Consider the following 25690-nt stretch of genomic DNA (forward strand, 5'->3'; position numbering starts at 1 on the left):
AAACCAGGGCCTACCATGAAAGCTGTTTTCAACTTATCCTTGCCATCCACATATTGTTCTGTGAAACTAAGATTTCCTTGTACATCCAGATAGAAATGTGTATTCAGTTCACGAGCTATGTATAGATAAGGCAACATCTGAACGATTGTATTTTTCTTTGATGAAAGAAGTCAGATGCTTTCTGGTTACTTCGTACTTTTGGTAAGTAGCCTTACTTTTATTTATGCCGATCAGTTTCTCAACATCTTCATTATGCTTTCTGAAAAGATCAAGCAGCATCTGCTGTTGGATCTCAACACCAAAGAAGATATTCTTAATACGTTCAGGGGTAACAGAAACTTCTCTTTCCAGTAGTTCTCTGTAAATCTTAGTCATCGTTGCTTTGATACTATCAAGCAATGAGTTTGTGTTAATGACTTCCTGTGTTTTTCCAACAAGCTTATCTGCCGTTACATTCCATAATTTAGGATCAACATCAACCTTTGTTCCAAACTGGATCGATTTTCCATTAATGGTAAATCGTCCCATAACCGGCATCTTGCCGTTTGCTTTTAATCCATTCTTTTTTCCATAAAAAAGGATACTGAATGTCGTCTTTTTCATAACTCAAAATTTAATTTTAAGAATACATTCAACAATCAAATAATGAGATAAATACAGACTTCCAAAAATGGACTTCAAACTGCCTAAATCAGACAAATCGTAACCTATTTTGATTTTCTGACAATAGGTTACGAATAGGTTATGCAGCTATGTCAAAAATGTCTTTTTTATGGCTTCTATATGAAATGGGGATAAACGAAAAAGTCCCACAAATCACTGATCTGTAGGATTTTTCTTGTTTTTGGCTTATTTTGTCTTAGCCTTTTGGCGGAGAGAGAGGAAACTTTGCCCTCTAATTTTTATATTGTATATCAATTGGTTAGATCATTGATATTTTTTGAGCCACCAAATAACCCACGCTTATTACTCACTGTTTTGCAATGAGTTACACTAAAAGCAAAGATACAATTTATTTATATATTAGTCCGAAAAATGGATAAATATTTTATTCGGAGTATATCAAAATTCAATTCTCAAATATCCCTCCATTTTACTCAAACTACATATCTTCCAGAGAAAGACTTTTCAACTGAACTTTATATTTTAACAACTCTTTCTTTATAGAGTCAACCTTTGTCTGAAGAAGGTTTAAATCGATTTTCTTCGGATTACGTTTTACCTCTGCAATAATAGCAGTCTTATCCAAATCATTCAATGCTATCAAGTCAATTTCGTTTAACCCTTTACTGTCCCAATAGCTGCCAATCATAGTAACCCTCTCCTCCTCTACCGTTTTTGCTTGGAAATATTTCTCTAAGATCAATCCACTGTATTGCTCGTAATTCTTATCAATATATTCTCGAAGTAACTCGTTCTTTCCCATTTCAATTAACGATTGGTTCGGGAAAATAAATCTGAACCAAAAACGAAGATAATTATCATTCAGGCTCCAACGGTTTTTACGGCTCTCTGGTTTCGAAAACATCGGTTTGTTTCTAATGATAAGTGAATACTCCTTCTCAAGATTTACCAGATAGGCTCCTGTGTTTTTTTCGATAATGGAATCAATTTCACTTTGGGTAGTCTTTCCTGAGGCTATTAACTGCATAATGGAAAAGTATGTACCATATTCCTTTCCAAACTCAGAGACCAGTAAATCTTTGCCTTCACCAAGAAAGGGAGAGTCCGGACTTGTGACCATATCCAGCATCTTATCCTTCGTAACCGCTCCCGCTTCCATTAGTAAATCAAGATATTTAGGGACTCCTCCGGTAAGCATATACAGACACAGAAGATCCTCTGCCGTGTATTTAGGATTATAATCATTTAATATCTCCTTTATGACACTTACGGCAAAAGGTTTCAATATCATTTTTGATGTAAGACGGCCAAATAAAGGTTCTTTTCTATTCTCAAAAATCTTCATCATCATTGAATAGATAGAGCCGGAAGCTATAAAATTGATTTTAGCCTTGTCTTTATACTGATCCCAGAGATTCTGGATATCACTGAATATAGATGAATTTATATTATCAAATTCCTGAAACTCATCAATTATCAGCGTATAATGTTCTTTTGTGGCAAAAATGAGCAATTGCTCAAAAAGGTCTTTAAATTGGGTGATATTTCCGAATATCTGTATACCTAAAGCTCTTGTTGCATCTTTTTGAAATTGTTCACAAAGAAGTGGTTCACTTTTTCGGGAAACAAATAGGTAGAGATATTTTTGACCTTTTACAGATTCGAGCAGAAGAGATGTTTTACCGATACGGCGACGTCCCACCATAACCGTAAAGCACGAACTTTTTTGAGAATGCTCCAGTGTACGGGCTAAAACCTCTAACTCCTGTGTTCTATTATAAAATTTCATTTTAAGCAATAATTTAATGACTATTATCTTAACAGACATTACAAAAATAGAGTATTTTATTTAATTACCCCCTTATTAACAGAACTATTTTAATAGAAGTAAAAAAATGATCTTCTAGTCCTTACAAAAGCCTTTTCCAATTAGAACTATTACCTAAAAAATGATCGAATCCTTGTTTATATATATGTTTCCTATTATTGATATCATGAAGCCATATATTGTCTTCTTCTTTCGTGTATATTTTTGTCACTGAGTCTAGTAAAAGAAAACAAGATCGCATAGATAAATATTATAAGGACTTTATCGGAGAATATAATACTCCGGCAGTATCAGTATTATGTGAAGTTACTTTTACGGATGATTCATCTGTGCAGATTGTAAGGGTTAAGCTCTCATTGGATATTGAAGAAAATGATGATGAGTTCTTCTTTTATTGCAATGGCATTGAAGAATTGAAAAAGTTATGTGATAAAACTGCTGAGAATTTTATAATAACAGAAATAGATTCTTTCTATGCCGATTAATATATAAATAAGCGACGAAAGGGGGTAATAAGCTGTCCGGCAACGTTACTCCTATCTTTCCGGCAAATTTAAAAACCGCATTTTTTAGGCTTGTCAAATTCGAGCCTTACGGTTTAGTTAGGAAATCTCCACACCTTCATTTCATTCCGGGTAGTATTTCCTACTAAAAATTTGCCTATCCCCGATACGGTTTTCTGATCGCCTTAAGATAGAAGCAACACTGCCTGAGGGCAGTAATTATTCATTAAAAAACAATTGTGTTATGAATGTAACGATCAGAGAAATTGAAGCGCCTATGTTTACAAGTTTCGTATTAATGCAGAAAATAGATACCGAAGCATTGAAACAGAAAAAAAGGTTGTTGCAACAACCAGTATACATACCAAGACCAGAGTTAGCACTGATATTCAATTCAAGGATGCTTGTAGGAAAATCAATATTGAGCTGCCGGGTTATAAATTCGATGTGGAAGATAATATGAATTATTTTACGGGCAGTTATAATCAGAGTTATTACTCCAAAAAATCGAAAAAACAGGAGAAAGCTGCATACTTATCCTACTTGAAAGAATTGATACCCCATGTAATGAAAAATTACCTACATATCGATCTGGATGAAATAACTGTTGAGTTCGTTGACAGTGCGTTCAGAAATTGACTACACTAAATAAGTAACCCGTATGAAAACATCAGAGTTATTAAAGGAAATAGAACAGGCTTTCAACGAGAAACTGGAAGAAAAAACTAGCTGGGGCCGAAATGAGATTAAAGCAGGCTATCAGTCTGTAGTAAACTGTGTCCTGGCACAGATAGCCGATACAGTAATTAAAGACCAGTAGTATAAAATCTCACCTTTTATAAAGATAGTCCGGGGCGCAAATCCCGGACTATTTTATTTAGTGAAGTATGGAAAAACTAAGAGTAAAAAATATATCCATTGAGATTACACGAAAATGTAATATGTCATGCCTCCATTGTATGCGAGGCGATGCACAGAACCTGGATATCTACCACAGCGATATCCGTAATGTTTTGAAACATATAAAATACATAGATCATTTTAATATCACTGGAGGAGAACCTTCCCTAAATATAAAGGCAATCCGGTATATATTAAAGCAACTTAAAAGCTTTGAAATAGAAGTATATGAATTCTATATTGTAACAAACGGTACTAAGAGTTCTATATCTAAAGAATTTATGGATATATGTTCTAAACTTTATGATTATCAGCAAAAAAAGGATATGAAGGGAAGTTTCCGTTTGCTGGAAATGAGTGACGACAGGTTCCATGACAATACATTTCATCACAAGGTAATCGAAGCATTCGGGAAATATCCTTTCGCCGGTCTTAGAGGACAGGCAGATAATATATTTCTTTTCCAGGAAGGCAGGAGCCAGACAGGATCTTTAAACCACATAAGACCTCTATATCTGACCGATAATAATTATTTAAAGGGAGATGTGTACCTGAATGCGGAAGGGATGATTTTAAGCAATGGTGATTTAAGCTACAGGAGGCAGGAGGAAAATATTCTCTGCCATTCAGGTAGCTTTCGGCCTTATGTCAAATACGATATAGAGAAATATTGAAGGATTAGATAATCGAATAAAGAGCCTACGGTTAATTTTCTACAGGCTTTCATTTTTTATGAAAAATTTGAAATTTATTCCTTTGTTTTTATTGTCTTTCTTTTATTTGGTTGTCCAGATAAAGACCCTAAACCTGATTCTACATTTTTATAGTAAATAATTCCGATGAAACATTATTGCTTTATTTTGATACAACGATACAAGTAGGAAATAATCCATTTAATGAAGAAACTAAGCAATTTGCAATCAAACCACATTCTATTTATCCTAAAGAGAATCTTTGGAAGAGTTATTTATCAGGTCTTCCGTCTGGCGTATTAACCGTTTTTTTGATTTGGCTATTGTTGATACTGTATCATGGGACAAAATAAGTTATTAATCATTCCATAGCAAAGCTAGCTTTGCTATGGAATGATTTTTATAAACTATATAAGATATATTGCTTTGTTCTACAAATAAACTAGAGCATAATATAAAAAATGCAATTAAGAAAATATAAAACAGGAAGTCTCTATTAGTAAACTTTCTAAATACCATCATTAATAAAAATTTCAGATAAACTAAATAACAAATGAAAGCAAGAAATCATAAACAGATACAAAAGGGTAATTTGAGGTTTTCCCTTTATTTGGCCGCATGCATTGCTGTAGCCGCACTATGCTCGATAATCAAAAGTATCGGGCATATTTATTATTTACATTTACATAAGCGACCTCTGTTTCGGATTAGCTGTAAAAGCCACTCTCTTTCAGTGATGTACAGGTGGAAGATTACTTTTCACCCTCTCCTATTGCCACTAAAATAGCTTCCATACTCTCCTCTCCTTGTTTTCGATATTTCTCAAAAAGCCGTTGCATTTTTTTTTACAACCGGAAGATTAATAAAATTATAGAAGTATTTTTCCTTAAGGCTGATAATGAACTTCTTACTCATAAAATCGATATAGTCACATTCAAAAAAGAAAGGTAGATAACGTTTGCTAATCTTGTTGACATTTGGATCCACTGTATATTTTATGATTATGTTCCCGTTGTCTGTCCTTATGCTGAACATTATATTCGTATATAGAAATAAAGGCAATCTCAAAATTAAAAACGGGATAGATTTTTAACATTAATTAATTATTGTGCCGTTAGTAAATAATGATTGTTTCATTAAATGAAAAATGACACTGAATATCAATGTATTAAATATTAGCAAATAAAAAACATATTGTAAGCAAATAAGTGTAATTGTTTATTTTACAGATTGTTGTGTTTTTTTTATTGCTGATAAATATTTAGATTTGAATTTGTAAAAGTCAATGATGGAATTGTGATTACTTCTGTAATACAGACGAAGTGTACACTTGAGAAATAATATTATTATTAACTTAATCTAACTTAATTTATGAGCAAAATCGTTGGTCTTAAATTGTTATGCTGTTTAGCAGTCATTGCTTTATTCTGTGGATGTAATGATTCTCTTTTAATAGAGAATGATCCTACCGTAGAAACAAAAAATCAAGCAGAAGACGGTGTTCAAACTATGGAGAATGCAAAATACTATTGGTATGAAGGAGAAAAAATCTACTTAGAAGAGATTCCGGAAAAGGAATATGTTGTATTTAAAAAGAAAGATTTACAGGAATTATCTTCGCTTAAAAGTCGGAGTTCTTCCCCTCTTTTTAAAGGAGAGTTTCAAGAATTAAAACTTACAGGAATTGTTTTATCGGACAAAGCTACTACTGAGAAAGATAATATCATGTGGGGGATAACAGAGAGTAATTTAAAATCAGCAATTACTGGCGAGACTCCTGCTATTATTTATAAATCTCCTTTTTATAAGTCTTCGTTAGGTGAGGAAATTGGTATTTCGCATCTCTTTTATGTGAAATTAAAATCAGAGAAAGATAAGGATAAACTTATCGAATTAGCCACTAAAAATAATGTAGAGATCATTGGTAATAATGAGTTTATGCCTTTATGGTACACTCTTTCATGCGACAATGAATCAGCCGGAGATGCCTTACAAATGGCTAATGAGTTTTATGAATCAGGTCTTTTTAAATTTGCAGAGCCAGACATAATAGGTAATCTTGCTGTAAATACCAATGATACTTATTTTAGTAAACAATGGAATCTTAGTGGAAGTAACTCAATTAATTGGGTATCTGCTTATGCATTAACACAGGGTGAAAATGTTAAAGTTGCTATTATTGACAAAGGTATCGAACAGTTACACCCGGATTTAGCCAATGTTTTACCAGCATATGATCTTGTTGAAGGTTGGTGGTATGCCACAAATATATACGGTGAACATGGTACTGCCTGTGCCGGTATTATCGGAGCGACAGCAAATAATAATAAGGGCATTGCGGGTATAGCTCCTAAAGTAGCAATCCAAAGCTATGCACATAACTTCGGGACTCAACCTAATGCAGGTCAACAATTAGCATCAGGAATAGCATTAGCTTCCGGAAGTGCGGATGTTATTAGCTGCTCATGGGGTGGTCCGACTAATTCTTTTATTACAGATGCTATTCGTTATAATGCAGGTTGGGGACGAAATGGAAAAGGGACTGTTGTTGTATTTGCTACTGGAAATGATGGTCGTAGTAGTGTTTCTTTTCCAGCTAATTGCCATTCGAGCGTAATAGCAGTGGGAGCTATAGGCCAAAATGGTAGAAGGTCAAGTTTTAGTAATTATGGAACAGAATTGGATATTGTAGCTCCTGGCGAATACATTCCAACAACTGATTTACTTTACGGATATGGTTATGACTCTTCTGATTATACTATGAAATTCAATGGTACTTCAGCCGCTTGCCCTCATGTTGCTGCTGTTGCGGCATTGATCCTTTCTATAAATAAGAACCTTACAGCTCAAGAGGTAAAAGATATTATAGAAAAAACAGCGAAAAAAGTGGGTGGTTATTCTTATACAACGGTGTCCGGTAGACCTAATGGGACATGGAACGGAGAGGTGGGATACGGATTGGTTGATGCGTATAATGCCGTATTGGAAGCTAGAAAACGCTTATAATTATTTAATATAAATTGAGCAAATTATGAAAATTATTTTATCAATACTTATGTTGATTTGTTTGTGTGGTTGTGATAGCGAATCTGAGGATTTTATATATCAGGAATATCAGTTACCGGCCAAGGCTGGTGCATTGGATTTAAATATTGAGACAGATAAGGCTGTACTAATTAATGACAAGGTTGAATTTCAAAGTGTTTTTTCCAATTTCCCCAATGCAAGAGCCGTTGATCTCAAGAACTATACTTTATTGTTAGTCAAAGGTGTTTCCACATCAGGGATAAGGGAGATTAAGAAAACGATTTCGAAAACAGATAATGAATATATCTTTACTATTTATGTAGAAAGAGATAGTACTGCCGTCATGGAACCCTGGTATTTGGCTTATATTATTCCTAAAACAAGCGATGAAAATATAACTTTATCAGTTACGTATGAAATTCTCTAATATAAATATTATCTGGTACTGAAATAAGTTGGATTTATATAAAGGGATATAATAACTTAGGTCAACTTGAATTCATATTTAAGTTGACCTAAGTTGATTTTTTTATTAATGTCAGTGGTGATTTAGGTTAATCAAATTACTATTTGTCTTTGTAGAATATTTTCTTTTAATTACAAAAAAAGCTATTTATCTTATAAATTACTTAACATAGACTGATCATGTGGTAATTGTCTAAATATCGTTATATTCTCATCATTTCGAAACTCTTTAACTGGAAGCATTGTTATTTACTTTCGATATAAGAATTATGTGTTTTTTTTATTCACTTCCCTAAAAAGCAAAACAGATTGCAAAACGTTATAATAAGCAACTTACTCTATTTAACGACACGGAATTTGAAAACAAAATGCTGATAAAAGGTTACGACAACAAAAATAGTAAAGTGATAGTCAATGCCGAAAGTGAAATTCAATTTGCCAAATGGGGTCTGATCTTCTGTATTATCACTTAAAAACACAAGCGGCTTATTGTCGGGCTTTTGCGTTTTTCTTTTTACAATCTTGTACCACATTTGCACCACTGAATACTCGATGTGGGCTCTACTTCTTGCTCCAAGTTATTGGAATTCTTTTTTAGATATTGAGTACATATAAAATAACCATGTTAGAAAATCAAACATATTTCTTTGAGCTTGTACCTTGTTTGAATGGATTGAGAAGTACGGATATGAAAGATAAGTATCAGTTTCGGGTAGATTTGACAGAAAAATACAAGATGGATTATCCTAACGTTGAAGTTATTTATGCTTTGCCAGTCGTAGAGCCTGTATCATGCAATAGGTTATGCAACTAGGAAAAAAAATCTCCTCAAAAACAAAACACCTTACTTTACATTCTTTACCATAGTTCTTAAGATTAACGTATCCTGCGAAAATATTTTCCGCTGGCCATGCTCCAATGCCTCAGGGAAATATACTACTACTATATACTCCTTTGCCAATCGTTCCATAAACTGGTTTGTCATCCGCTCTTTGTCATCGGGAGAAAATGCCAAGGGGATATGCCCGACACATTTAGATAGCTTCGGATTGAGCAGGCTCTGCATATAAAAGCTGTTAATAATGGATTTGGTATCAGTTTCCAATACACCTTCACTCGCCAAAATCTTAGCATCCTTATTGCCTAAAACATACGAGATGCAACCCTTAAAACTTCGTCCTTTTACTATTTTTCCAATCATCCGACAGCTTGTTTATGATATTTTGGATCGACTCCAGTAATGGAACAGCCATCTTTTCGAGCCGCTTTACAGTTAAAAATTTGATGGTTTTCACTAACTGGTTCAGGTTATTCGCCATTCCCGAGAGTTTTCGTATCAGATTCAGATCTTCAAGCGTATATCGTAATTTTACACTTCCTTTTAGTACCATCTCCCGTGCATATTGTGTCGCTTTCATTCCTAACCTTTCCGCTTTCTCTTTCACGGAATTAAAATCCTTTTCGCTCAGCTTGAGGTTAATCGAACAGGACAGTTTCTTTTTTTTCTTCCTGGGTCTCCCACGAAGAACCTTTGCTTCCAATTTATCTTTATTTTCCATAGCTTTTATATCAGGATTATTAGGTAGAAGCAACGTATAAAATACCAATATATAGGTATTTCGATAAAGTAGATGTACTTGTAATTTTGCATCTTCTTACATAAAGATCACTCATTTTAAATTAATTTAAGAATATGATAAAATATATATGTTTTGTTCTCTTTGTCATATTGGCAAGCTCTTCTTTGATCGCACAAGGAAGTAAAAGTGGGGCAAGCTATAAGATAACAGGTAAGATTTATGAGAAAAGCTCAGATGGAAAAATTCCATTACAAGCAGCCACAGTTGCTATTCCTGATTATGCAGTAGGTACGGTTACGGATAAGGACGGACTCTTTGTCTTAACGAATATTCCGTCAGGAAAAGTGAAAATGACAGTTCGTTATCTGGGAATGGTAACAATTGAAGAGACAATTGATGTAAATAAAGATTTAGATCTATCGTACGTCATGCAACCTGAGAATTTTAAATTAGTAACAGTTACTGTTGTTGCTGAAAATACAAATGCACAGCAATCTACTGCATCTAAAGTGTCGCGGAATGCTATCGATCATATACAGGCAACAAGTTTGCAGGATATTATGTCATTGCTTCCAGGTGGAATTTCTTCTAATCCGGGTTTGAATTATAATAAGCAGATTACAATTAGAAATATCTATACAGATAATAATAATAATGAGGCCGCTTTAACAAATTCAACAGTGTCGAATCTGAATGCTTTTGGAACGGCTATAATCTCGGATGGGGCGCCTATTTCCAATAACGCGAATATGCAAACTATGCACCCTTCTGTTATAGGAGGAACGACATCTTTGTCTGGTGGTTCGGAGCCTTCGGGAGGAGTCGATACACGAATGCTGTCTACCGATAATATAGAATCTGTTGAAGTGATTCGGGGAATTCCTTCGGTTCGCTATGGAGATATACTTTCCGGAGCTGTTATCGTAAACTCGAAAGCAAGTGCAATGCCTTTACAGGTACGAGCAAAAGTGAATCCTAGGGTTTATGAGGTATCAGCATCTTCAGGATATAATCTAGGCAAAAGGAAAGGGGCTCTAAATGTTAGTGGCGATTATACCCTTAACACAAATGATATTACGGAATCGTACAAGACTTACCAGAGAGGGAATTTAAAGTTTATCTATACGAATAGATGGTTTGACAAATGGACTTCTAACACATCTTTGAATTTGTTTTATGGTGCAGACCGTACAAAGAAAAACCCTGATGATTTAGTTTACCAACGACAAAGGAAAGGAGACAATGCTGGTGTAACGTTTAATACAAATGGTATCATTCTTTTACGAAAACCTTGGATAACCAATGTGCGATATGTGCTTTCGTCATCATATACATACAAAAAGAGTTATTATTCAGAGGCGTATTCTGCAGCAAACTATGTTTATTCTCAAACAACAACAGACGGAACAATATTGAGTAATAAGCCTGGTGTTGATGTTTGGGATAGCAACGGCAACAAAATAACCAATTTCTCTCCAGATCAATCTTTTTTATATGCACGAGAGATTCCATCGGCTTATATTGGGAGTTATAATATTGAAGGAAAAGAAGTAAATGTATTTTCCAGTCTGATGGGGAATCTATATAAAAGAATCGGGAATACCAATCATGCAATAACATTGGGTGGTGAATTTAAAACTGATGGAAATGAAGGTAAAGGTAAAACCTTTGAGCCGGACTCTCCTCCCTATCGAAACCTATCAGCAGCAAATGCCTCTTTTCGACCTCGCAGTTATAAAGATATTCCATATGTAAACCAAGTAGGATTTTTTGTGGAAGAATCTTTTAGATATAATCTGGATAATAGAGAATTAAGAATAACAGGAGGCCTTAGATATGATAATTTTTCTGTTGTGAAGGATGTTTTTTCACCACGTGTAAATGCTTCTTTTGATATAATCCCGAATAAATTAAAGATTAGAGGAGGATATGGCGTGCTAGCAAAGGCACCTTCTGTATTGTTCCTGTATCCTGAAAAAGCATATTTTGAATATGTCAATATTAATGAGCTGAGTAGCACAACAGTTGCAGATGCGGATAAATTGCTTATAACAACGACCCGGGTTTTTGATACACAAAATAAAAAATTGAAAATAGCCAAAACGAAAAAGGCTGAAATTGGGTTCGATTTAAACCTTGCAAATAAGGTAAAATTATATGTAACAGCTTTCAACGAACGTTTACAGGATGGTTATACCATGGATTTAAGTTCTGAAAGTTTCAAACCTCTAACATACAATGAGTATTCTCGAGTAGGAAATGATATTGTGTTAACAGCAAGTAATCCTGTGTTAGCCAAGTATTATACGCCAACCAATGACTTGCAAAATAGAGTTAACGGTGTAGAATTTGATGCGGAGGTTACTCGTATTAATGCTATTCGCACATCATTTTCAGCCAGTGGTCTGTGGGCCCGTAATGAAAGCTATTCGAGCAACTATGTATACTACGATGGAAGAAGCGGAACAAGTGGTTCGAGCAGAACACACATAGGTTTGTACGAATCTGAAAAGAATAATGGACAACGTTTTTCAACAACTTTAAGGGCAACACACAACATTCCCGAAATAGGCTTTGTTATCACACTGACTTGGCAAGGAATTTGGAATGAAAAACAATGGTATGATATAGGGAATGTAACATATCCTGTAAAATATATCTCAAAATATGATGGTTTGGTGTATGACTTTGACCCATCGAAGGCTAGCGAACCAGAGTTTGCCGCAATAGTAGATAATCCATACAGTGAATCTCAATATATAAAGGAGAAATATCCGGTTTCACACACTTTTAATATTCATGTAACGAAAGAACTTGGAGATTATATGCGTATATCCTTTTTCGCAAACAATCTCTTCCGAAATTATCCAACAGTACGTTCTTCAAGATACCAAAATACGACTTTACAACGTAAACAGCCAATATTCTTTGGCTTAGAATTATCGTTAAAACTTTAAAGAAACAATAATGAAAACAAAATATTTATTTTCATATATATTATTATCTGTCATTACTTTTGCTTTCTCTGCCTGTAATTCGTTTGACAACGCAATAGATACAGAGTCTGTTGAGACGATAGAGATAGAAATAGATGTGGCATCTCTGGTTCCCAATATTCAAACTCTTGATGGATTACAGGTTAAATTAGAGGATGTGAAGTTTGGAGTTGCTTATACTACATCTGTTGTTGATGGAAAAGCAAATGTACAAGGAGTTGCTCCCGGCATATATAAAATAGACGTATGGGGTAATGCTCGCGACGAGAGTAATGATATATATATGTTGAGTGGGAATAAACTAAACTACCCCTTGCTTAACAAAATAGAGAGCCTTTCTATTAATGTAGACGGTCTTCGAGAGTCTATTCTTATTTTTAAAGAAATATACTATACGGGTTCTAAAACAGCATTGAATACAAATTATTTTAGAGATCAATTTTATGAAATTTATAATAACTCAGAAGATCAAACACTTTATTTGGATGGAATTTATTTTGCAAATTTAACGCCAGCATCAGCAACAACAAAGTTACCATTATGGCCTGAGAGTGATGGTGAAAAATATGTTTACGCTGAAAGAGTATGGAAATTTCCCGGTAGTGGAACAGATTATCCTTTAGCTCCTGGCGAGTCTTTTGTGGTTGCTCAGTATGCAGCTAATCATCAACTCCCTCAATATAACCCAGCATCTCCCGTTGATTGCTCTTCTGCCGAGTTCGAATTCTATATGGGCAGCACTACTTATACAGATCAACCTGCAGTGAATATGTTGCATGTGTTTTACAATAACTCGGCATTAATTGGCTCAGTACCACAATATTTGACGTCTGTTTTTGGCGGTGCTTATGTTATGTTTAAGCCTTTGAATGGAGAACAGTATGATCCGGTAAATACAGAAGAATTGAAAACTCCAGATTTAAATTCAACATCTTCTAAGCCCCCTATCTACGCAAAAATCCCGAGAACATATGTGATTGATGCCGTAGAAGCTGTGGATAATGAGTCAAAGCTTTCAGCCAAGCGCATGCCTGCATCGTTAGATAAAGGAGCTACATATGTGGGAGCAATATATAATAGTTTGGGCGTTGCACGGAAGAAAGTAGGTGACCATGCAGATGGAACACCTATATTGCAAGATACAAATGATAGTTCTGACGATTTTGATAGAGGAGTTGTTCCTCAATTCAGAAGGTATAATTCAAAGAAGCCTAGTTGGAGCCAGTCTTATTGAGTATATAAATAGAATATAAAACACAGTATGGAACACAAGATTAAAAATATAATAGCGCTCTCGGTTTCTTTAGTTGTCTCGGTTTCTTTGTTCGCACAAGAAGGCGATGGGCTAAATACACCGGCTGCATACGAGCAAATGAAAATTCGAAATCAGTGGCATAATACGACTAATTCGGCAGGTCTATTTTTAGATAGGCCAAAGAATTATACTGAATTAAACGTTGGTTATGAATTGTATACAGGGAGCTTTCATCGTCCACAAGAAGGAGAGAATGGTAATAACTTGAATGTTGGAGCGGAAGGTTCTGTTGTTGTAAATAAGATATATATGTGGGGTAAGTTTGATTATACCCGATCCACTATCAAGGACGCAAACTTCAATTCATCCATTATTGATCCGTTTCGGGGAATGCCTTATATCTTAGCTGACGTCAATAAAAGTGAGTGGCGTAATCAATCGTATGACTTTTCATTTAAAGTAGCATCTCCAAAACAGTGGAATAAATTGTCGTTAGGAATTGAAGGAGGTTATGTAGCTAAAAGTGGTGCTAAGCAGCGAGATATTCGCGCCGAAAACTATTATTATACTGCAACAATTAAACCGGGGATAGCGTATTCGATTAATGATCAACATCATGTCGGAGTCAATTTTGAATATTATAGTCTGAAAGAAGAATCGAAGAATTCAATAGTAAACGCTGCTGATTACAAACAGTATTATGAGCTTTTTGGCTTAGGGTCTGCATATTCTCAGTTAGGATCAGGCAAAACGACTAATTATGAAGGAAATAATGTCGGTGGAGGATTGCAATATAATTATCAAGGAATTGTAAATCTATTGTTATCAGGCACATATAATTTAAAAGTTGAAGATGTGTCGTTCTCTTTTACAGATCCTCTAGATCAAGGAACGACAAAGGATAAGATATGGAATACGAAGCTACAGCTGTATAAGGATGTGAACAATGTAACACATTTTATTTCTGCAGATTATACAAATCGAAAAATAGATGGAATAGAATATATAACCCAATATGACACTCAAAATGGGTACGTTACGTTAGGTAAGTTCGTGAAGTCTAATTATAAAACTCAGATTGTAGTTCTCGATTATGACTTATCTATTAACAATAATCAAAGTCATGAGTATTTATGGAAGTTTGGTGCCGGAGTGAAATATTCAGATAAAAAGGATGTATATCTACTTCCGTATTCAGAGAAAAATGCACAGAATATAGCCTATCAACTCCGAGCAAAACGTAATTTTATTTTATCTAATAATGCTTTAATGAAACGTTTCCTTTTGGCGGCAGATTATTCATATAGTCGGAATATATCAGGTAAATATGATTATAATGGAAGTTATCCAACCTATCCCGTCGTAACTTTACTTGAAGCAGTGGATGCAGCCTACCTTCGATCTGATTTCTACTCAATAGGAGCTGCGGCAACATATTCTCAAAAGATAAAAGAAACGCTCCTGCCAAGTGTTTATCTTAAAGCAGAGTTTCGTTATACGAAAGCGATAGCATCACAGTTTAGCAATCGACATAACCTTCTCGTAAGTTTTGGATTTAATTTTTAGACGACTGGATGATAGGTACTTAATAAAAATATTATTGATGTAAAAATGAGAAAAATATTCTTACAATTATTGTTTTGTCTTTGCATATATTCTATGCAAGGACAAACTGTTATAAATCCGTCTGTAAAAACAAAGACTTCTTTTGCTATTATTGTTGATAGTGAGAGTTACAATCAGGCGAAAACAGAACTAGAGGCATACAAAAAAGTTATAGAACAAGATGGTCTTGGTACGTATATCATATATCATGCTTGGACATCTCCCGATCAGATAAGGGAGTTATTGGTGAAACTGCATAGTAGTAGAACTCAACCTCTTGAGGGAGCTGTATTTGTCGGAGATATTCCGATTCCAATGCTCCGGGACGTGCAACATCTTACGACAGCTTTTAAGATGGATCAAAAACGAAATTGGCAACAATCAAGTGTGCCATCAGACCGATTCTATGATGATTTTGGATTGAAGTTTGACTTTATAAAGAAAGACTCTGTTAAACCGCTTTATTTTTATTATTCTTTAAAAGCAGAGTCGAACCATACCCTTCGTTCCAATATTTATTCTGCCCGTATCAAGCCCTTAGAGAAAAGCAAGACTGATAAATATACTCAATTGCGAAATTATCTGAACAAGGTTGTAAGTGTAAGAACAACAGAGAAAAATAATATTATTGATAATATTACAGTAGCCAGAGGACATGGCTATAACTCGGAGTCTAGAGTTGCTTGGGCTGGAGAACAATTGGCGTTGAGAGAGCAATTTCCAGTAGCATTTAATACTCGAGGTAACGTGAAATTCATGGATTTTGACACCTATTGGCCGATGAAGCCGTATTGGTTAAATGAGGTTCTTCGTCCTGACTTGGATGTTATGCTGTTTCACCATCATGGATCAAATGATTATCAATATATTAATGGATATAAAACGGGAAGCGATGTCAATACCTCAATAGAAAATATTAAGCTTTATTTGAGGAGCAAAGTCGTTTCGTATGCAAAGAAAAAAGGCAACACAAAAGAAGATGCAATAGAATATTATACAAATTGGCTTGGAGTACCACGTTCATGGAGTGAAGAAGCATTCGATCCCGAACTTCAGAAGAAAGATTCTATTATGAATCTGACTCTCGATATAACAGTAAAAGATATTTTGGAGATTGCTCCTAATGCACGCTTTGTAATGTTTGATGCTTGCTATAATGGATCTTTCTATGAGGATGAATATATTGCAGGAGCTTATATTTTTAACGAAGGGAAGACAATCGTTACACAAGGAAATACTGTAAATACGATTCAAGACAAATGGCCCGATCGTTTTTTAGGTCTTCTTAATTTGGGGCTGCGCGTAGGGCAATGGGGAAAATACACCCAATATTTAGAAACACACATAATTGGGGATCCAACATTTCATTTTGCGCCTAATACGTCTAGTCAGTTTGATATAAATGAGGCTTTAACCGTGCATTCAAAAGACAATACTTTTTGGACTAAAGCTCTCTCCTCGACCTCTCCGGATATTCAAGCAATTGCCTTACATCGGTTGTTTGATAATAATGCTGCTAATATTTCTGAATTACTCAAGAAGACATACATAAAATCTCCATACATGATAGTAAGACTAGAGTGCTTAATTTTACTATCTCAACTAGACGATGATAATTTTACAGAAGTATTGGCTCTTGCCACGACCGATAGTTATGAATTGACAAGACGGTTGGCTCTTGATTTTATTCCCAGAAATGGTTCAGATAAGTTGCTGCCGGCTGTAGCCAAAGCAATATTAAATGATAATACATCGGAACGTATTGTTTTCAAAATTTCATCAGGGCTAAGGATGATGGATTTGGATAAGCTGGAAGTAGAGATTATAAAACAATCAAATTCACTTCCATTATATTCTAGAGATAATCTGGAAGGCATCTTAAAAAATATTAGGTCTACCAATAATAGCAAAAAGAAAGATATAGCCATCATATTGGATAAATCAGTAAAAGAAAAAAGCAGGTCTCTTGAAATCTCAAGGTTTAGAAATAATCCTGTAACAGAGTATGTCGATACTTTATTCGGCGTGTTGGACGATATTACATATGAACCCGATTTACGCTTAAAAACAGCAGAGGCTTTAGGTTGGTATAATTACTCTTATCGGAAAAATTATATTATAGAGCACTTAGAAAAAATAATGCCACAAGAGAAAGATGCGGCAGTACTACATGAAATAAAAAAGACGATAAAGCGTCTATCTGAAAAATAATAATCATGATGAAGAAATATCTTAACCTAATAGCAGTAATCCTTGTATTATCTGTAATATCATGTAATTCGACAAAAGAAATTACACGGCAATCCGATGAAAACATAGAGCTAAACGATTCGGAACAAAGTCTTGTCGATTCTATATTGCAATATGGGCTTGATCATGAAGCACTGTACACCCTGCTTTCCGATATCAAGCCTATGAGCTCTTTAAAACTATACTATTTACCAATAGCAAATACGGATAGTTTGAAACAAACGGAAGCAGAAGTTGTGGATGTGGTAGCAAAGCGCAATCAGCTTGATCGGTTACAAAGGTTGCAGAGAGCCGTCAATAAACTTAATGATCTTAATATTCCGGATCTGAAGTTTATACTTGTGCCATATAACAGTGCACAAAAGGAAATGAGAGTGATACAGTTAAGTGTTATTCGCAGAAGCCTTCTCGATAAAATATTGCTTGAGAAAGAAAGTTTTTTTGGACAATTTGGATTAGCTCCAGGAGCTGATCCTATTGTTGTTGCAAGTATGGTTGAAAATGCAGATCGTTATGAGCGTTACAGAGCATATGGTTATCTGTTTGGCTATCCGGACTACGCTGTCGATTTCTATGTAAAAGCTTCGTTGATACAAGTCCAAACAAAGAAATTTCCTGAACGAACTTTCTTTCAAATACCTGTCTATAAGGGAGACTCGGGCTATTTTGTATATGCTTACCCCAAAAACCACACCCCGACAGCATCAGTAGATTCTGTACTGTACAATAAGGCTGTGGGAGTATTAGATGACTATAAGAATATTCGGAATAAATATTTGAGGAGCGATAGTACGCTTAAAGCATCTCAACTACTTCGAGACTTATATACCAAACCATAAAATACCGCATAATGAAAAAATATATAAGCTTATTAATGCTGATACTTGTTGTATCTGTAATCTCATGTAATTCTACGAGAAATACAGTTGTCAAATTTGAAGATAGTGTAGCATTAAGTTCACTTGAGCAAAGACAAATAGATTCTCTCTTGCAATGGGGGCTCGAACATGAAGCCTTATATACTCTTTGGGCAAATATTAAATCAATAAGTTCATTGTCAAGTTATACCCTTCTCAATCTGGACTCTATAAAGAAGCCGGGAACAACATTCCGTATTGCAGGCTCTAAATCAGGGGGAGTAGATGGTTTATGTGATTTTCAGAAAATTGTAAATAGGCTGAATCAGCTTAATATTCCCGATCTGACTTTTGTGTTTGTCCCTAATAGTTGGGGTGATGACATGCGTTTTGTTCAGTTGACGGTTGCTCGTAGAAGCGTATTGAATAAGGTATTAGAGAAAAAGTCGAGTTTCTTTGGGCCTTTAGGTTTAGTTCCCGGGGCAGAGCCGCATGTTGTGGTTAGTGTAATTGAAAACTTGCCTCGCGATGAACGTCATAGGGGGTATGGCTATTTATTTGGTTTTCCTGATTATGCCATAGATTTTTTTATAAAAGCAGGTATTAAAAAAGAAGAAACAGGAGAGTTTGTAGAGCGAAACTTTTTCCGTATACCGGTATATGATGGCATAGGTTCTTTTGTATATGCATACCCTAAAGATTATACGCCAACAATAGAAACTGATTCTATTTTATATTATAAATCGGAGAAAGTTTTAAATGATTATAAAGCTATCCGAGGAAAATATTTGAGAAATGACAGCACTCTTAGAGCTTACGACTTGCTTAAAGACCTACAAATTAAATCTGTTGAATAAATATTAGAAATTCTTTCATGAGTGTAAAAAACATACAAAAAATAGGCAGTCTGACGGGAATTTCTATTGTTGTGGCAAATATGGTTGGAACAGGAGCTTTTACGAGCTTAGGTTTTCAACTCGAAGCATTGAGTAATACAAATACGATTCTTTCGTTATGGATTTTAGGAGGTGTTGTCGCTCTTTGTGGAGCGTTTAGCTATGCCGAGATAGGCACAGACATAAAGAAATCAGGTGGAGAGTATACTTTCTTGTCCCAAATATACCACCCTGTTATTGGTTATCTTTCCGGATGGATTTCGCTGACGGTTGGTTTTGCTGCTCCCATTGCTTTAGCTACGATGGCTTTCACTGAATATCTTCCTATCAAAACAGGATATCCCAAGCTGATTGGTATCTGTCTGGTAGTGTTGATAACGCTCGTTCATAGTCGTAGTTTGAATATTAGTTCTGTATTTCAAAATATAAGTACATTTCTTAAAGTATTTTTCATTTTGGTTTTTATTGCTATTGGGGTTATTCTGCCGGCAGATGACACGGCAACAGCAATTAATTACGACAAGTCTTATCTGTTAGAAATCGGAAGTGCTGCGTTTGCCATAAACCTGATATATGTCAGTTATTCTTATTCCGGATGGAATGCTGCTGCATATATAACCGAAGAATTCCGGAATCCGAGAAAGTCACTTCCTCGTGCACTGATTGGAGGAACGCTTATTGTGACTGTTATTTATACCTTGTTACAATATACGATGTTGAAGCATGCAGCTTTTTCAGACCTTGCAGGAAAATTAAATGTCGGATCCATCTGTGTAGAGCAGATGCTTGGAAGCTTTCCTGCGAAGATATTCAGTGGGATCATATCATTGTTTCTCGTTTCAGGCATAAGTGCAATGGTGTGGATTGGAGCAAGGGTTACATCCAGCATCGCAAAAGATCATTCGTTGTGGCATATTTTTAAGTCTAAGGAAGGAGCCGTGCCGGTTAAGGCTCTTTATTTGCAGTGCGGTATAAGTATATTCCTTATTCTTACTGGTTCTTTCTCGCAGGTAATGATGTATTGCGGAATGCTGCTCAATATTTCAACCCTTATGGTTGTGTTAGGTGTTGTTCTTAGACGATACCGTAATAAGAGAAATAATATTCCTGTAACAGATAATTTCAAAAGTCCGTTATTTCCTTGTATGCAAATTCTCTTTATAATTGTTTCTCTGTGGATGATTGTCTTTGTCGTCGGAAATGATTTTAAAGCATCTATGGTTGGGGTAACAAATCTGGTATTAGGTTTAATCACATATTTTATAAGTAGAAAGAAGGATAAAAGGGCAAAGGTCTAAGATAGTTTTTTTTCTGTGTTTCGGAGATAGAGAATAAGCTTTTCTATGTCTTCCTATCTTGGTATATCCGATTTTTGAACCACTTTTGAAAAATAGTTTCTTTCCTGAAAAGTCCAAGCATATTCCGACGCTTTTCATCTCCAATAAGCAATTCAATATTTAGAGCTTGCAGTTCAGCTATTTGTTTTAATAAATCAGATTCAGGCATATAAGGAAATCTTTCTTACAAGAACTTAATCCTATCGGCTAACTGAAAAAAATATTCATTCGACCAAATATCCAGTTCTTGGGGATTCTGAATAAATGGGAGTACATCACGCTTAACCATATTAATGTCAGTAGAAGAAAGTCTCTCTTTCAACAGCTTGGTAAAGATTTCTTTACCCATGTCCATGCCGTTAAATTCTTTGGTTCTGATTTGCAAATGAGAAAAATCCAACGGGATATTGTGTCGAACATACCATTCGAAGTCATACCAATCCCGACCTTTTACCCGAGTTTTCCAATTACGAAATAGTAATGCATGCATCTTTCCGGCATACAAATCAGGTAACGTAAAACATCGTGTCATGAAAGAAAAGGGCATCAATGATAATTTTTGTTCGGTCGTGAATCCAAGAGGAGGATCAATATCAACCTCTATTTTTATTTTCAAATCTTTATCAGTCTTGAACTTAACATCATATATTGCCGTATTATCCTTCAAAAAAGCGGATTCTACCTTTGCTTCTTTCTTCTTTTCCTTTCGTGTAATAACAATATCACGTCCTACTGCTTTGAATTCCTCAATAATGGAGGGAAAATAACTTTCTAAATTAAATATTTCATTTTTTCCGATAAGAGAGAAATCCATATCCTCACTGAATCGAGGTAGTTCATGGAAGATTCTCAAACAAGTATCACCATAAAAAGCAGCCTTATCAAAGAATCCCCCACGGTATAATCCGGCAAGGGTTACTTCCTGCATTACTTCCTGTGTTACGTTTCTCTTCTGCTCGTTGGTCTTTATATCGTACCTTGAAAGCATTTGTTCAAATATATTCATTGTAATAGCTTCAATAATAATTCTAATACTCCTTTTTTTTTCCCGGTATTTATACACTCCTTGACAATACTCTTATTCATGTTTTCTAAAGCAGATATGTCAAATCGTAAATTTTCTTCAAGATAAACTACTAATGCTTTTTCCGATTGAATCCGTAATTGTGGCGTTCCTGTAATCATGTCGCATAATGCCTTTTCCGGAGTAGCTATCAAGAATGTATATTTGTTCTCAACCGTCTGTTGCTTTATACCGATGGAATAATAATCCTCATTCACCGTTATATATTCAAACTTACCAATCGGATTCTCAAAGTATTTGGAACGATTGGGCGTCATGGAACGAATCATATAAACTTGTTCAGGAATTAAACCGTAATGACGTAAAGCACTTTCCATAGAGACATAAGATGGACCATAAATATGATTCGTTATCAGTTCTACAGATAACAGTTGCCTACTCACCTTCGGCGAAACGACATACATCCCTCTTTTAAGTCGGATTATCTTTTCTGCCTGTTCAAGATTAGCAATCTTGTTGCGAGGAGAACGATAGTCAGAAAACAGCGAACGTAGGACTGCATAGTTCACCGGTATAATTCCTAATTGTTCTAATTCTTCCATACTCAATTTTAATCACACTACAGATATAGTTATTTCTGCACGGTTAGTTTAATAAAATAAGAATAATTGCACAAAAACAACTAAATAAAAACAACATACATTATAAGCAAGAAGTATCTAAATAATCTTTTCAGAACTTTCCGTCAAATATTTCGTTTTTTCACCAATGTCACGTATATTAGCATAAGTAATTGATACAAAACAGAATGCATACAGAACCTATTTATGAGTTTGTACCGAAAAAATCGCTATTTTATTGATTAATAAATATCTATGCATTCTGTATCGGGTAAGTTTACACACTTGACTAAGTCGATTAAACGAGCCGAGCTTAAAAAATAACGCCACCCGACTCGGATGGCGTGTTATGGGTACTTTCCCACGTGGTGGATGAAAAAGGACTTCATAGATTCCAACTATTTGTTGTATCTATCTTAATCTTGCATGCTCTACTTATTGTTATACTCCCTGAGAGAGCTTTCATATACCCTCCTGTCGGGTGTGCATTTTAAAATACCCCCTGCTACCAGATCCGATATTTTCTTATGAGAACGTTTCAGCATCTTGGCTACTTGGTTAATGCTGAATGTTCTTTCGACTTCCGATTCAGCAGATTTGGGTATTTTCTGGTCAAAAACCCTTTCAATAATCTTTTCAAGGGACGATTCCGTTGTGACGATAACTGTATCCATAAGCGATAAAAAATAAATAGTTAAAAATAGAATAACTGTATATACTAAATTATATTTCGTACATTTGAAGCACTAAATTACGAATAAAAACACGACACTAAACAAATAGTTTAGCATTTATAAATAATTAAACTATTATGGTCTATTTGTTTAAAATACGTGAATTGTGCGAAAAAAAAGGTGTGAGCATGAAGCAGGCAGCATCAGACTTGGGAATGACTGAGCAAAGCCTTCATAAGCTTATCAAAGCCAATTCTACTAAAATAGATACCTTGCTCACCATAGCGGACTATTTCAAGGTAGAACCCGCTTATTTTTTTGATTCCCATTCGGGAGATACCAACCAATATGTAAGGATCAAAAAAGAAGAATTTTCTGGGCTGATAAAAAAAGTATTGGCATACTCTATACACGGCTTCGGGCTTATCAAATTGGAATGGAATAATAACGAACAAAAGTTCAATACTTATTTTGACATATTGGATAAACAATATGTTCCCACAGGCGAAGATTTGGAGTATATATCGGCTATCCTTGAAAGAAAAATAGAACTGACGAACAATACAAACCCAAAAGATATATCCAAGCTGTTAATGACTAAAGACGAGTTCGATTTTACTTCGGCTTATTATTACAGCATCAAAAAAGGACAGGCACAGGAAGAACTGCAAAAGCTTTCTTCTTTCATGGATAAACATAACATTCCTGTAACAGAATCTATAAAAAGGGACATACGGGAATTAAATGATAAGATAAAACACTACGAATCCAAAAGTATAATAGGTACTAATAAATAAATTTAATTTTAATTTATAGTTGTACAATTGTTAGACTAAAGAAAACGAAAACATTGAGTATTCCTTTTATCTTCAGCTATTTACTAAACAGTTAAAAGCTCCGCCAGGAACCTCTTTAAATCCTTGTAATCGACTGAATATCAGTATTGGTTTCAAGGATTTTTATTTTTTAGGATTAGAAATAGGATTAAAACCAATGATTCTCCAGTGTTTTAAGGGGTTTTCTCAAGGTAGAAAGTTTGTTTTTATATAACGTTAAAAAGGTAAATCATCATCCAAATCAAGGTTACTTACCATGAAGGTTTTATGATTAACTGGTGACAAATCGTACTTTTTAAATATTCTGTTTACAATGTCAAAAATAGGCTTATTATTCAGATTATTATTAGAATAAAACTTTGAATGTAATTCTGCTATATATGCTATTTCAATATTAGGAATCTTTTCTAAAAGAGCTATCCATTTCAAACCTTCTTCGGCATTCTTTGAATTCAATACCAAATTACGAATCATTTCAGCATATGTTGATTTAGATTTTTCATTCGTAGCTACAATCTTAAATATTTCTTCTGCGATTTTATTAGAGTCTTTATCTTTAGATTGTATTCCCTGATATTTTCCAAATAAACCATAAGGATCAGCACCTTTTCTTATCGTAACAATAAGTATCTTTCGACCAATAGCTACTCCAACCTCTTGGTCACACCAATGACTTTTTATAAAATCTGGAGTAACGATTGCACATAAACCATTCATGCTAAATAAAGCTCGTTCGATTTCGACCATCCATTCTTTAGAAGGCTCAATATCTTCATGAGCTACAAATCCAGATATCGCATATTCCTCCAAACATATTTTTAAATTAGTCGCAGATGATTTATTTGCTGTTAAATGACTAATAAACATCTTGAAGAAACCAAGTTTCCAACATAGTGGTTCTTCAGCCAATATAAAGCTTTCTGATTTTAATAAACCTAACTCTTCCGCTATTTTAAGAATTTTCGTGGTAAGAACTCCTTCTAAGACTTTTTGGACATACACCTTCTTACTCCCATATCCATCTGATAATTTATTTATTCCATATTCAGTTAAATATAAGTCTATTTCATCATAGGTCATTCGTCTTTGTAATTCAACAGCAATAGAATGAATTAAATTTACTTTTTCTAAAGGAGTCATATTAATCAATATTTATAATATTTAGATAAAAATACTAATTTATAATTAAGTTTAAGTAAGTCGTGAAATAAATTGTTTTACAGGCTTTATTTATTCAATTCCTACATCTACTTCGGTTTTATATATAGAAGTCAATAGCAAGCCTCTAATGAGTCTTATCGGTCAATTTATAAATATAATTACTGAGTCGAATCTTCGGTTTCAGCCTTTCCAATATACCTCAATAATATTCATACTAGTGTCATCTATCCCGAACTTACATTCGGGATAGATAGGCATTACTAGCAATATTTTCAGGTATCTTACAACCTCTATCATAATTATAGTGCTTACTTATAGCTCTCTATACTTTGCAGTCACTAGAGATTAAACCATTATCACCAATCTATTATCAACCAATATTACGATATTAGTTACTGGCGAATAGTGTTTGCTATATTTCATACAAGCCAATTGGAAAATCCAGTTCAGATTGCCCCCTTTTGCCAAGTCTAAATTGACCCCTGAAAAAACTTTATTATTACCCCTAAAATATCCTGGTCGACGGGGTCATTTTTATTTTAGCTTTACTTGTTTTTGTT

The 25690-nt window shown here is 34.6% G+C and carries 23 protein-coding genes; 15 read left to right on the forward strand and 8 right to left on the reverse strand.

Going from position 1 to position 25690, the window contains the following annotated elements; translation table 11 throughout:
- Window positions 1–108 precede the first annotated feature (108 nt).
- The gene (locus E4T88_RS16820) at window positions 109–603 is read right to left on the reverse strand and encodes an Arm DNA-binding domain-containing protein (RefSeq protein WP_228093999.1); all 495 of its coding nucleotides are present in this window, start codon (window positions 601–603) and stop codon (window positions 109–111) included.
- Between the two features lie 499 nt (window positions 604–1102).
- Window positions 1103–2413: an ATP-binding protein gene (locus tag E4T88_RS16825; RefSeq protein ID WP_135107457.1), complete on the reverse strand. Its 1311-nt coding sequence runs from the start codon at window positions 2411–2413 to the stop codon at window positions 1103–1105.
- 233 nt (window positions 2414–2646) lie between these two features.
- Between E4T88_RS16825 and E4T88_RS16830 the strand changes: the two genes are divergently transcribed.
- The 7 genes from E4T88_RS16830 (at window position 2647) to E4T88_RS16855 (ending at window position 8853) form a co-directional block, all read left to right on the forward strand.
- The gene (locus E4T88_RS16830) at window positions 2647–2937 is read left to right on the forward strand and encodes a hypothetical protein (protein WP_135107459.1); all 291 of its coding nucleotides are present in this window, start codon (window positions 2647–2649) and stop codon (window positions 2935–2937) included.
- Between the two features lie 477 nt (window positions 2938–3414).
- Window positions 3415–3594, forward strand: coding sequence for a hypothetical protein (locus E4T88_RS16835; protein ID WP_135107461.1), 180 nt, complete (start codon window positions 3415–3417; stop codon window positions 3592–3594).
- A gap of 22 nt (window positions 3595–3616) precedes the next feature.
- The gene (locus tag E4T88_RS18035; protein WP_167755477.1) at window positions 3617–3775 is read left to right on the forward strand and encodes a hypothetical protein; all 159 of its coding nucleotides are present in this window, start codon (window positions 3617–3619) and stop codon (window positions 3773–3775) included.
- 67 nt (window positions 3776–3842) lie between these two features.
- Window positions 3843–4529 (forward strand): radical SAM protein, encoded by a 687-nt coding sequence (locus E4T88_RS16840; protein ID WP_135107463.1) that lies wholly within the window; start codon window positions 3843–3845, stop codon window positions 4527–4529.
- Window positions 4530–5918: 1389 nt separating this feature from the next.
- A complete protein-coding gene (locus E4T88_RS16845; RefSeq protein WP_135107465.1) occupies window positions 5919–7553 on the forward strand; it encodes a S8 family peptidase in 1635 nt (544 codons plus the stop codon).
- A 25-nt stretch (window positions 7554–7578) separates the two neighbouring features.
- Complete coding sequence (locus tag E4T88_RS16850; protein ID WP_135107467.1) at window positions 7579–8001, forward strand: hypothetical protein; 423 nt, start codon at window positions 7579–7581, stop codon at window positions 7999–8001.
- 660 nt (window positions 8002–8661) lie between these two features.
- On the forward strand, window positions 8662–8853 hold the full coding sequence (locus E4T88_RS16855) for a hypothetical protein (RefSeq protein WP_135107469.1): 192 nt from the start codon (window positions 8662–8664) through the stop codon (window positions 8851–8853).
- Between the two features lie 30 nt (window positions 8854–8883).
- On the opposite strand, the gene E4T88_RS16860 is transcribed toward E4T88_RS16855, so the two are convergent.
- Both E4T88_RS16860 and E4T88_RS16865 read right to left on the reverse strand, forming a co-directional pair.
- A complete protein-coding gene (locus tag E4T88_RS16860; protein ID WP_228094000.1) occupies window positions 8884–9240 on the reverse strand; it encodes a relaxase/mobilization nuclease domain-containing protein in 357 nt (118 codons plus the stop codon).
- Window positions 9206–9598, reverse strand: a complete 393-nt coding sequence (locus tag E4T88_RS16865) for a plasmid mobilization protein (RefSeq protein ID WP_135107471.1) — start codon at window positions 9596–9598, stop codon at window positions 9206–9208. The genes E4T88_RS16860 and E4T88_RS16865 overlap by 35 nt, the downstream gene beginning before the upstream one ends.
- Window positions 9599–9732: 134 nt before the next feature.
- Between E4T88_RS16865 and E4T88_RS16870 the strand changes: the two genes are divergently transcribed.
- Genes E4T88_RS16870 through E4T88_RS16900 form a run of 7 tightly spaced genes read left to right on the forward strand, consistent with a single transcriptional unit; the run spans window position 9733 to window position 20776 of the window.
- On the forward strand, window positions 9733–12576 hold the full coding sequence (locus tag E4T88_RS16870) for a TonB-dependent receptor (protein ID WP_135107473.1): 2844 nt from the start codon (window positions 9733–9735) through the stop codon (window positions 12574–12576).
- Window positions 12577–12586: 10 nt separating this feature from the next.
- Window positions 12587–13849: a DUF4876 domain-containing protein gene (locus E4T88_RS16875; RefSeq protein ID WP_135107474.1), complete on the forward strand. Its 1263-nt coding sequence runs from the start codon at window positions 12587–12589 to the stop codon at window positions 13847–13849.
- A gap of 27 nt (window positions 13850–13876) precedes the next feature.
- Window positions 13877–15436, forward strand: a complete 1560-nt coding sequence (locus tag E4T88_RS16880; RefSeq protein ID WP_135107476.1) for a DUF6850 family outer membrane beta-barrel protein — start codon at window positions 13877–13879, stop codon at window positions 15434–15436.
- 45 nt (window positions 15437–15481) lie between these two features.
- Window positions 15482–17686 (forward strand): HEAT repeat domain-containing protein, encoded by a 2205-nt coding sequence (locus tag E4T88_RS16885; protein WP_135107478.1) that lies wholly within the window; start codon window positions 15482–15484, stop codon window positions 17684–17686.
- Between the two features lie 5 nt (window positions 17687–17691).
- Window positions 17692–18564 (forward strand): hypothetical protein, encoded by an 873-nt coding sequence (locus tag E4T88_RS16890; RefSeq protein WP_228094001.1) that lies wholly within the window; start codon window positions 17692–17694, stop codon window positions 18562–18564.
- Window positions 18565–18575: 11 nt separating this feature from the next.
- Window positions 18576–19439: a hypothetical protein gene (locus E4T88_RS16895; RefSeq protein ID WP_135107480.1), complete on the forward strand. Its 864-nt coding sequence runs from the start codon at window positions 18576–18578 to the stop codon at window positions 19437–19439.
- Between the two features lie 17 nt (window positions 19440–19456).
- Complete coding sequence (locus E4T88_RS16900; RefSeq protein ID WP_135107482.1) at window positions 19457–20776, forward strand: APC family permease; 1320 nt, start codon at window positions 19457–19459, stop codon at window positions 20774–20776.
- Between the two features lie 223 nt (window positions 20777–20999).
- Here E4T88_RS16900 and E4T88_RS16905 read toward each other — a convergent pair whose 3' ends face one another.
- The 3 genes from E4T88_RS16905 to E4T88_RS16915 all read right to left on the reverse strand — a co-directional run bounded on the left by E4T88_RS16905 (window position 21000) and on the right by E4T88_RS16915 (window position 23133).
- Window positions 21000–21821 carry a nucleotidyl transferase AbiEii/AbiGii toxin family protein gene (locus E4T88_RS16905; protein WP_228094003.1) on the reverse strand — a complete coding sequence of 274 codons (822 nt, stop codon included), beginning with the start codon at window positions 21819–21821 and terminating at the stop codon, window positions 21000–21002.
- Window positions 21818–22441 carry a type IV toxin-antitoxin system AbiEi family antitoxin domain-containing protein gene (locus tag E4T88_RS16910; protein WP_135107484.1) on the reverse strand — a complete coding sequence of 208 codons (624 nt, stop codon included), beginning with the start codon at window positions 22439–22441 and terminating at the stop codon, window positions 21818–21820. The genes E4T88_RS16905 and E4T88_RS16910 overlap by 4 nt, the downstream gene beginning before the upstream one ends.
- A 449-nt stretch (window positions 22442–22890) precedes the next feature.
- Window positions 22891–23133: a hypothetical protein gene (locus E4T88_RS16915; RefSeq protein ID WP_135107486.1), complete on the reverse strand. Its 243-nt coding sequence runs from the start codon at window positions 23131–23133 to the stop codon at window positions 22891–22893.
- Window positions 23134–23270: 137 nt separating this feature from the next.
- Here E4T88_RS16915 and E4T88_RS16920 point away from each other — a divergent pair, with 137 nt between their 5' ends.
- Entirely contained in the window at window positions 23271–23930 is a 660-nt protein-coding gene (locus E4T88_RS16920; protein ID WP_135107488.1) for a helix-turn-helix domain-containing protein, read from the forward strand.
- Between the two features lie 255 nt (window positions 23931–24185).
- Here E4T88_RS16920 and E4T88_RS16925 read toward each other — a convergent pair whose 3' ends face one another.
- Entirely contained in the window at window positions 24186–25109 is a 924-nt protein-coding gene (locus E4T88_RS16925; protein WP_135107490.1) for a toll/interleukin-1 receptor domain-containing protein, read from the reverse strand.
- Window positions 25110–25690: the final 581 nt, after the last annotated feature.

It is taken from the genome of Dysgonomonas mossii, from assembly GCF_004569505.1.
Classification (GTDB): domain Bacteria; phylum Bacteroidota; class Bacteroidia; order Bacteroidales; family Dysgonomonadaceae; genus Dysgonomonas.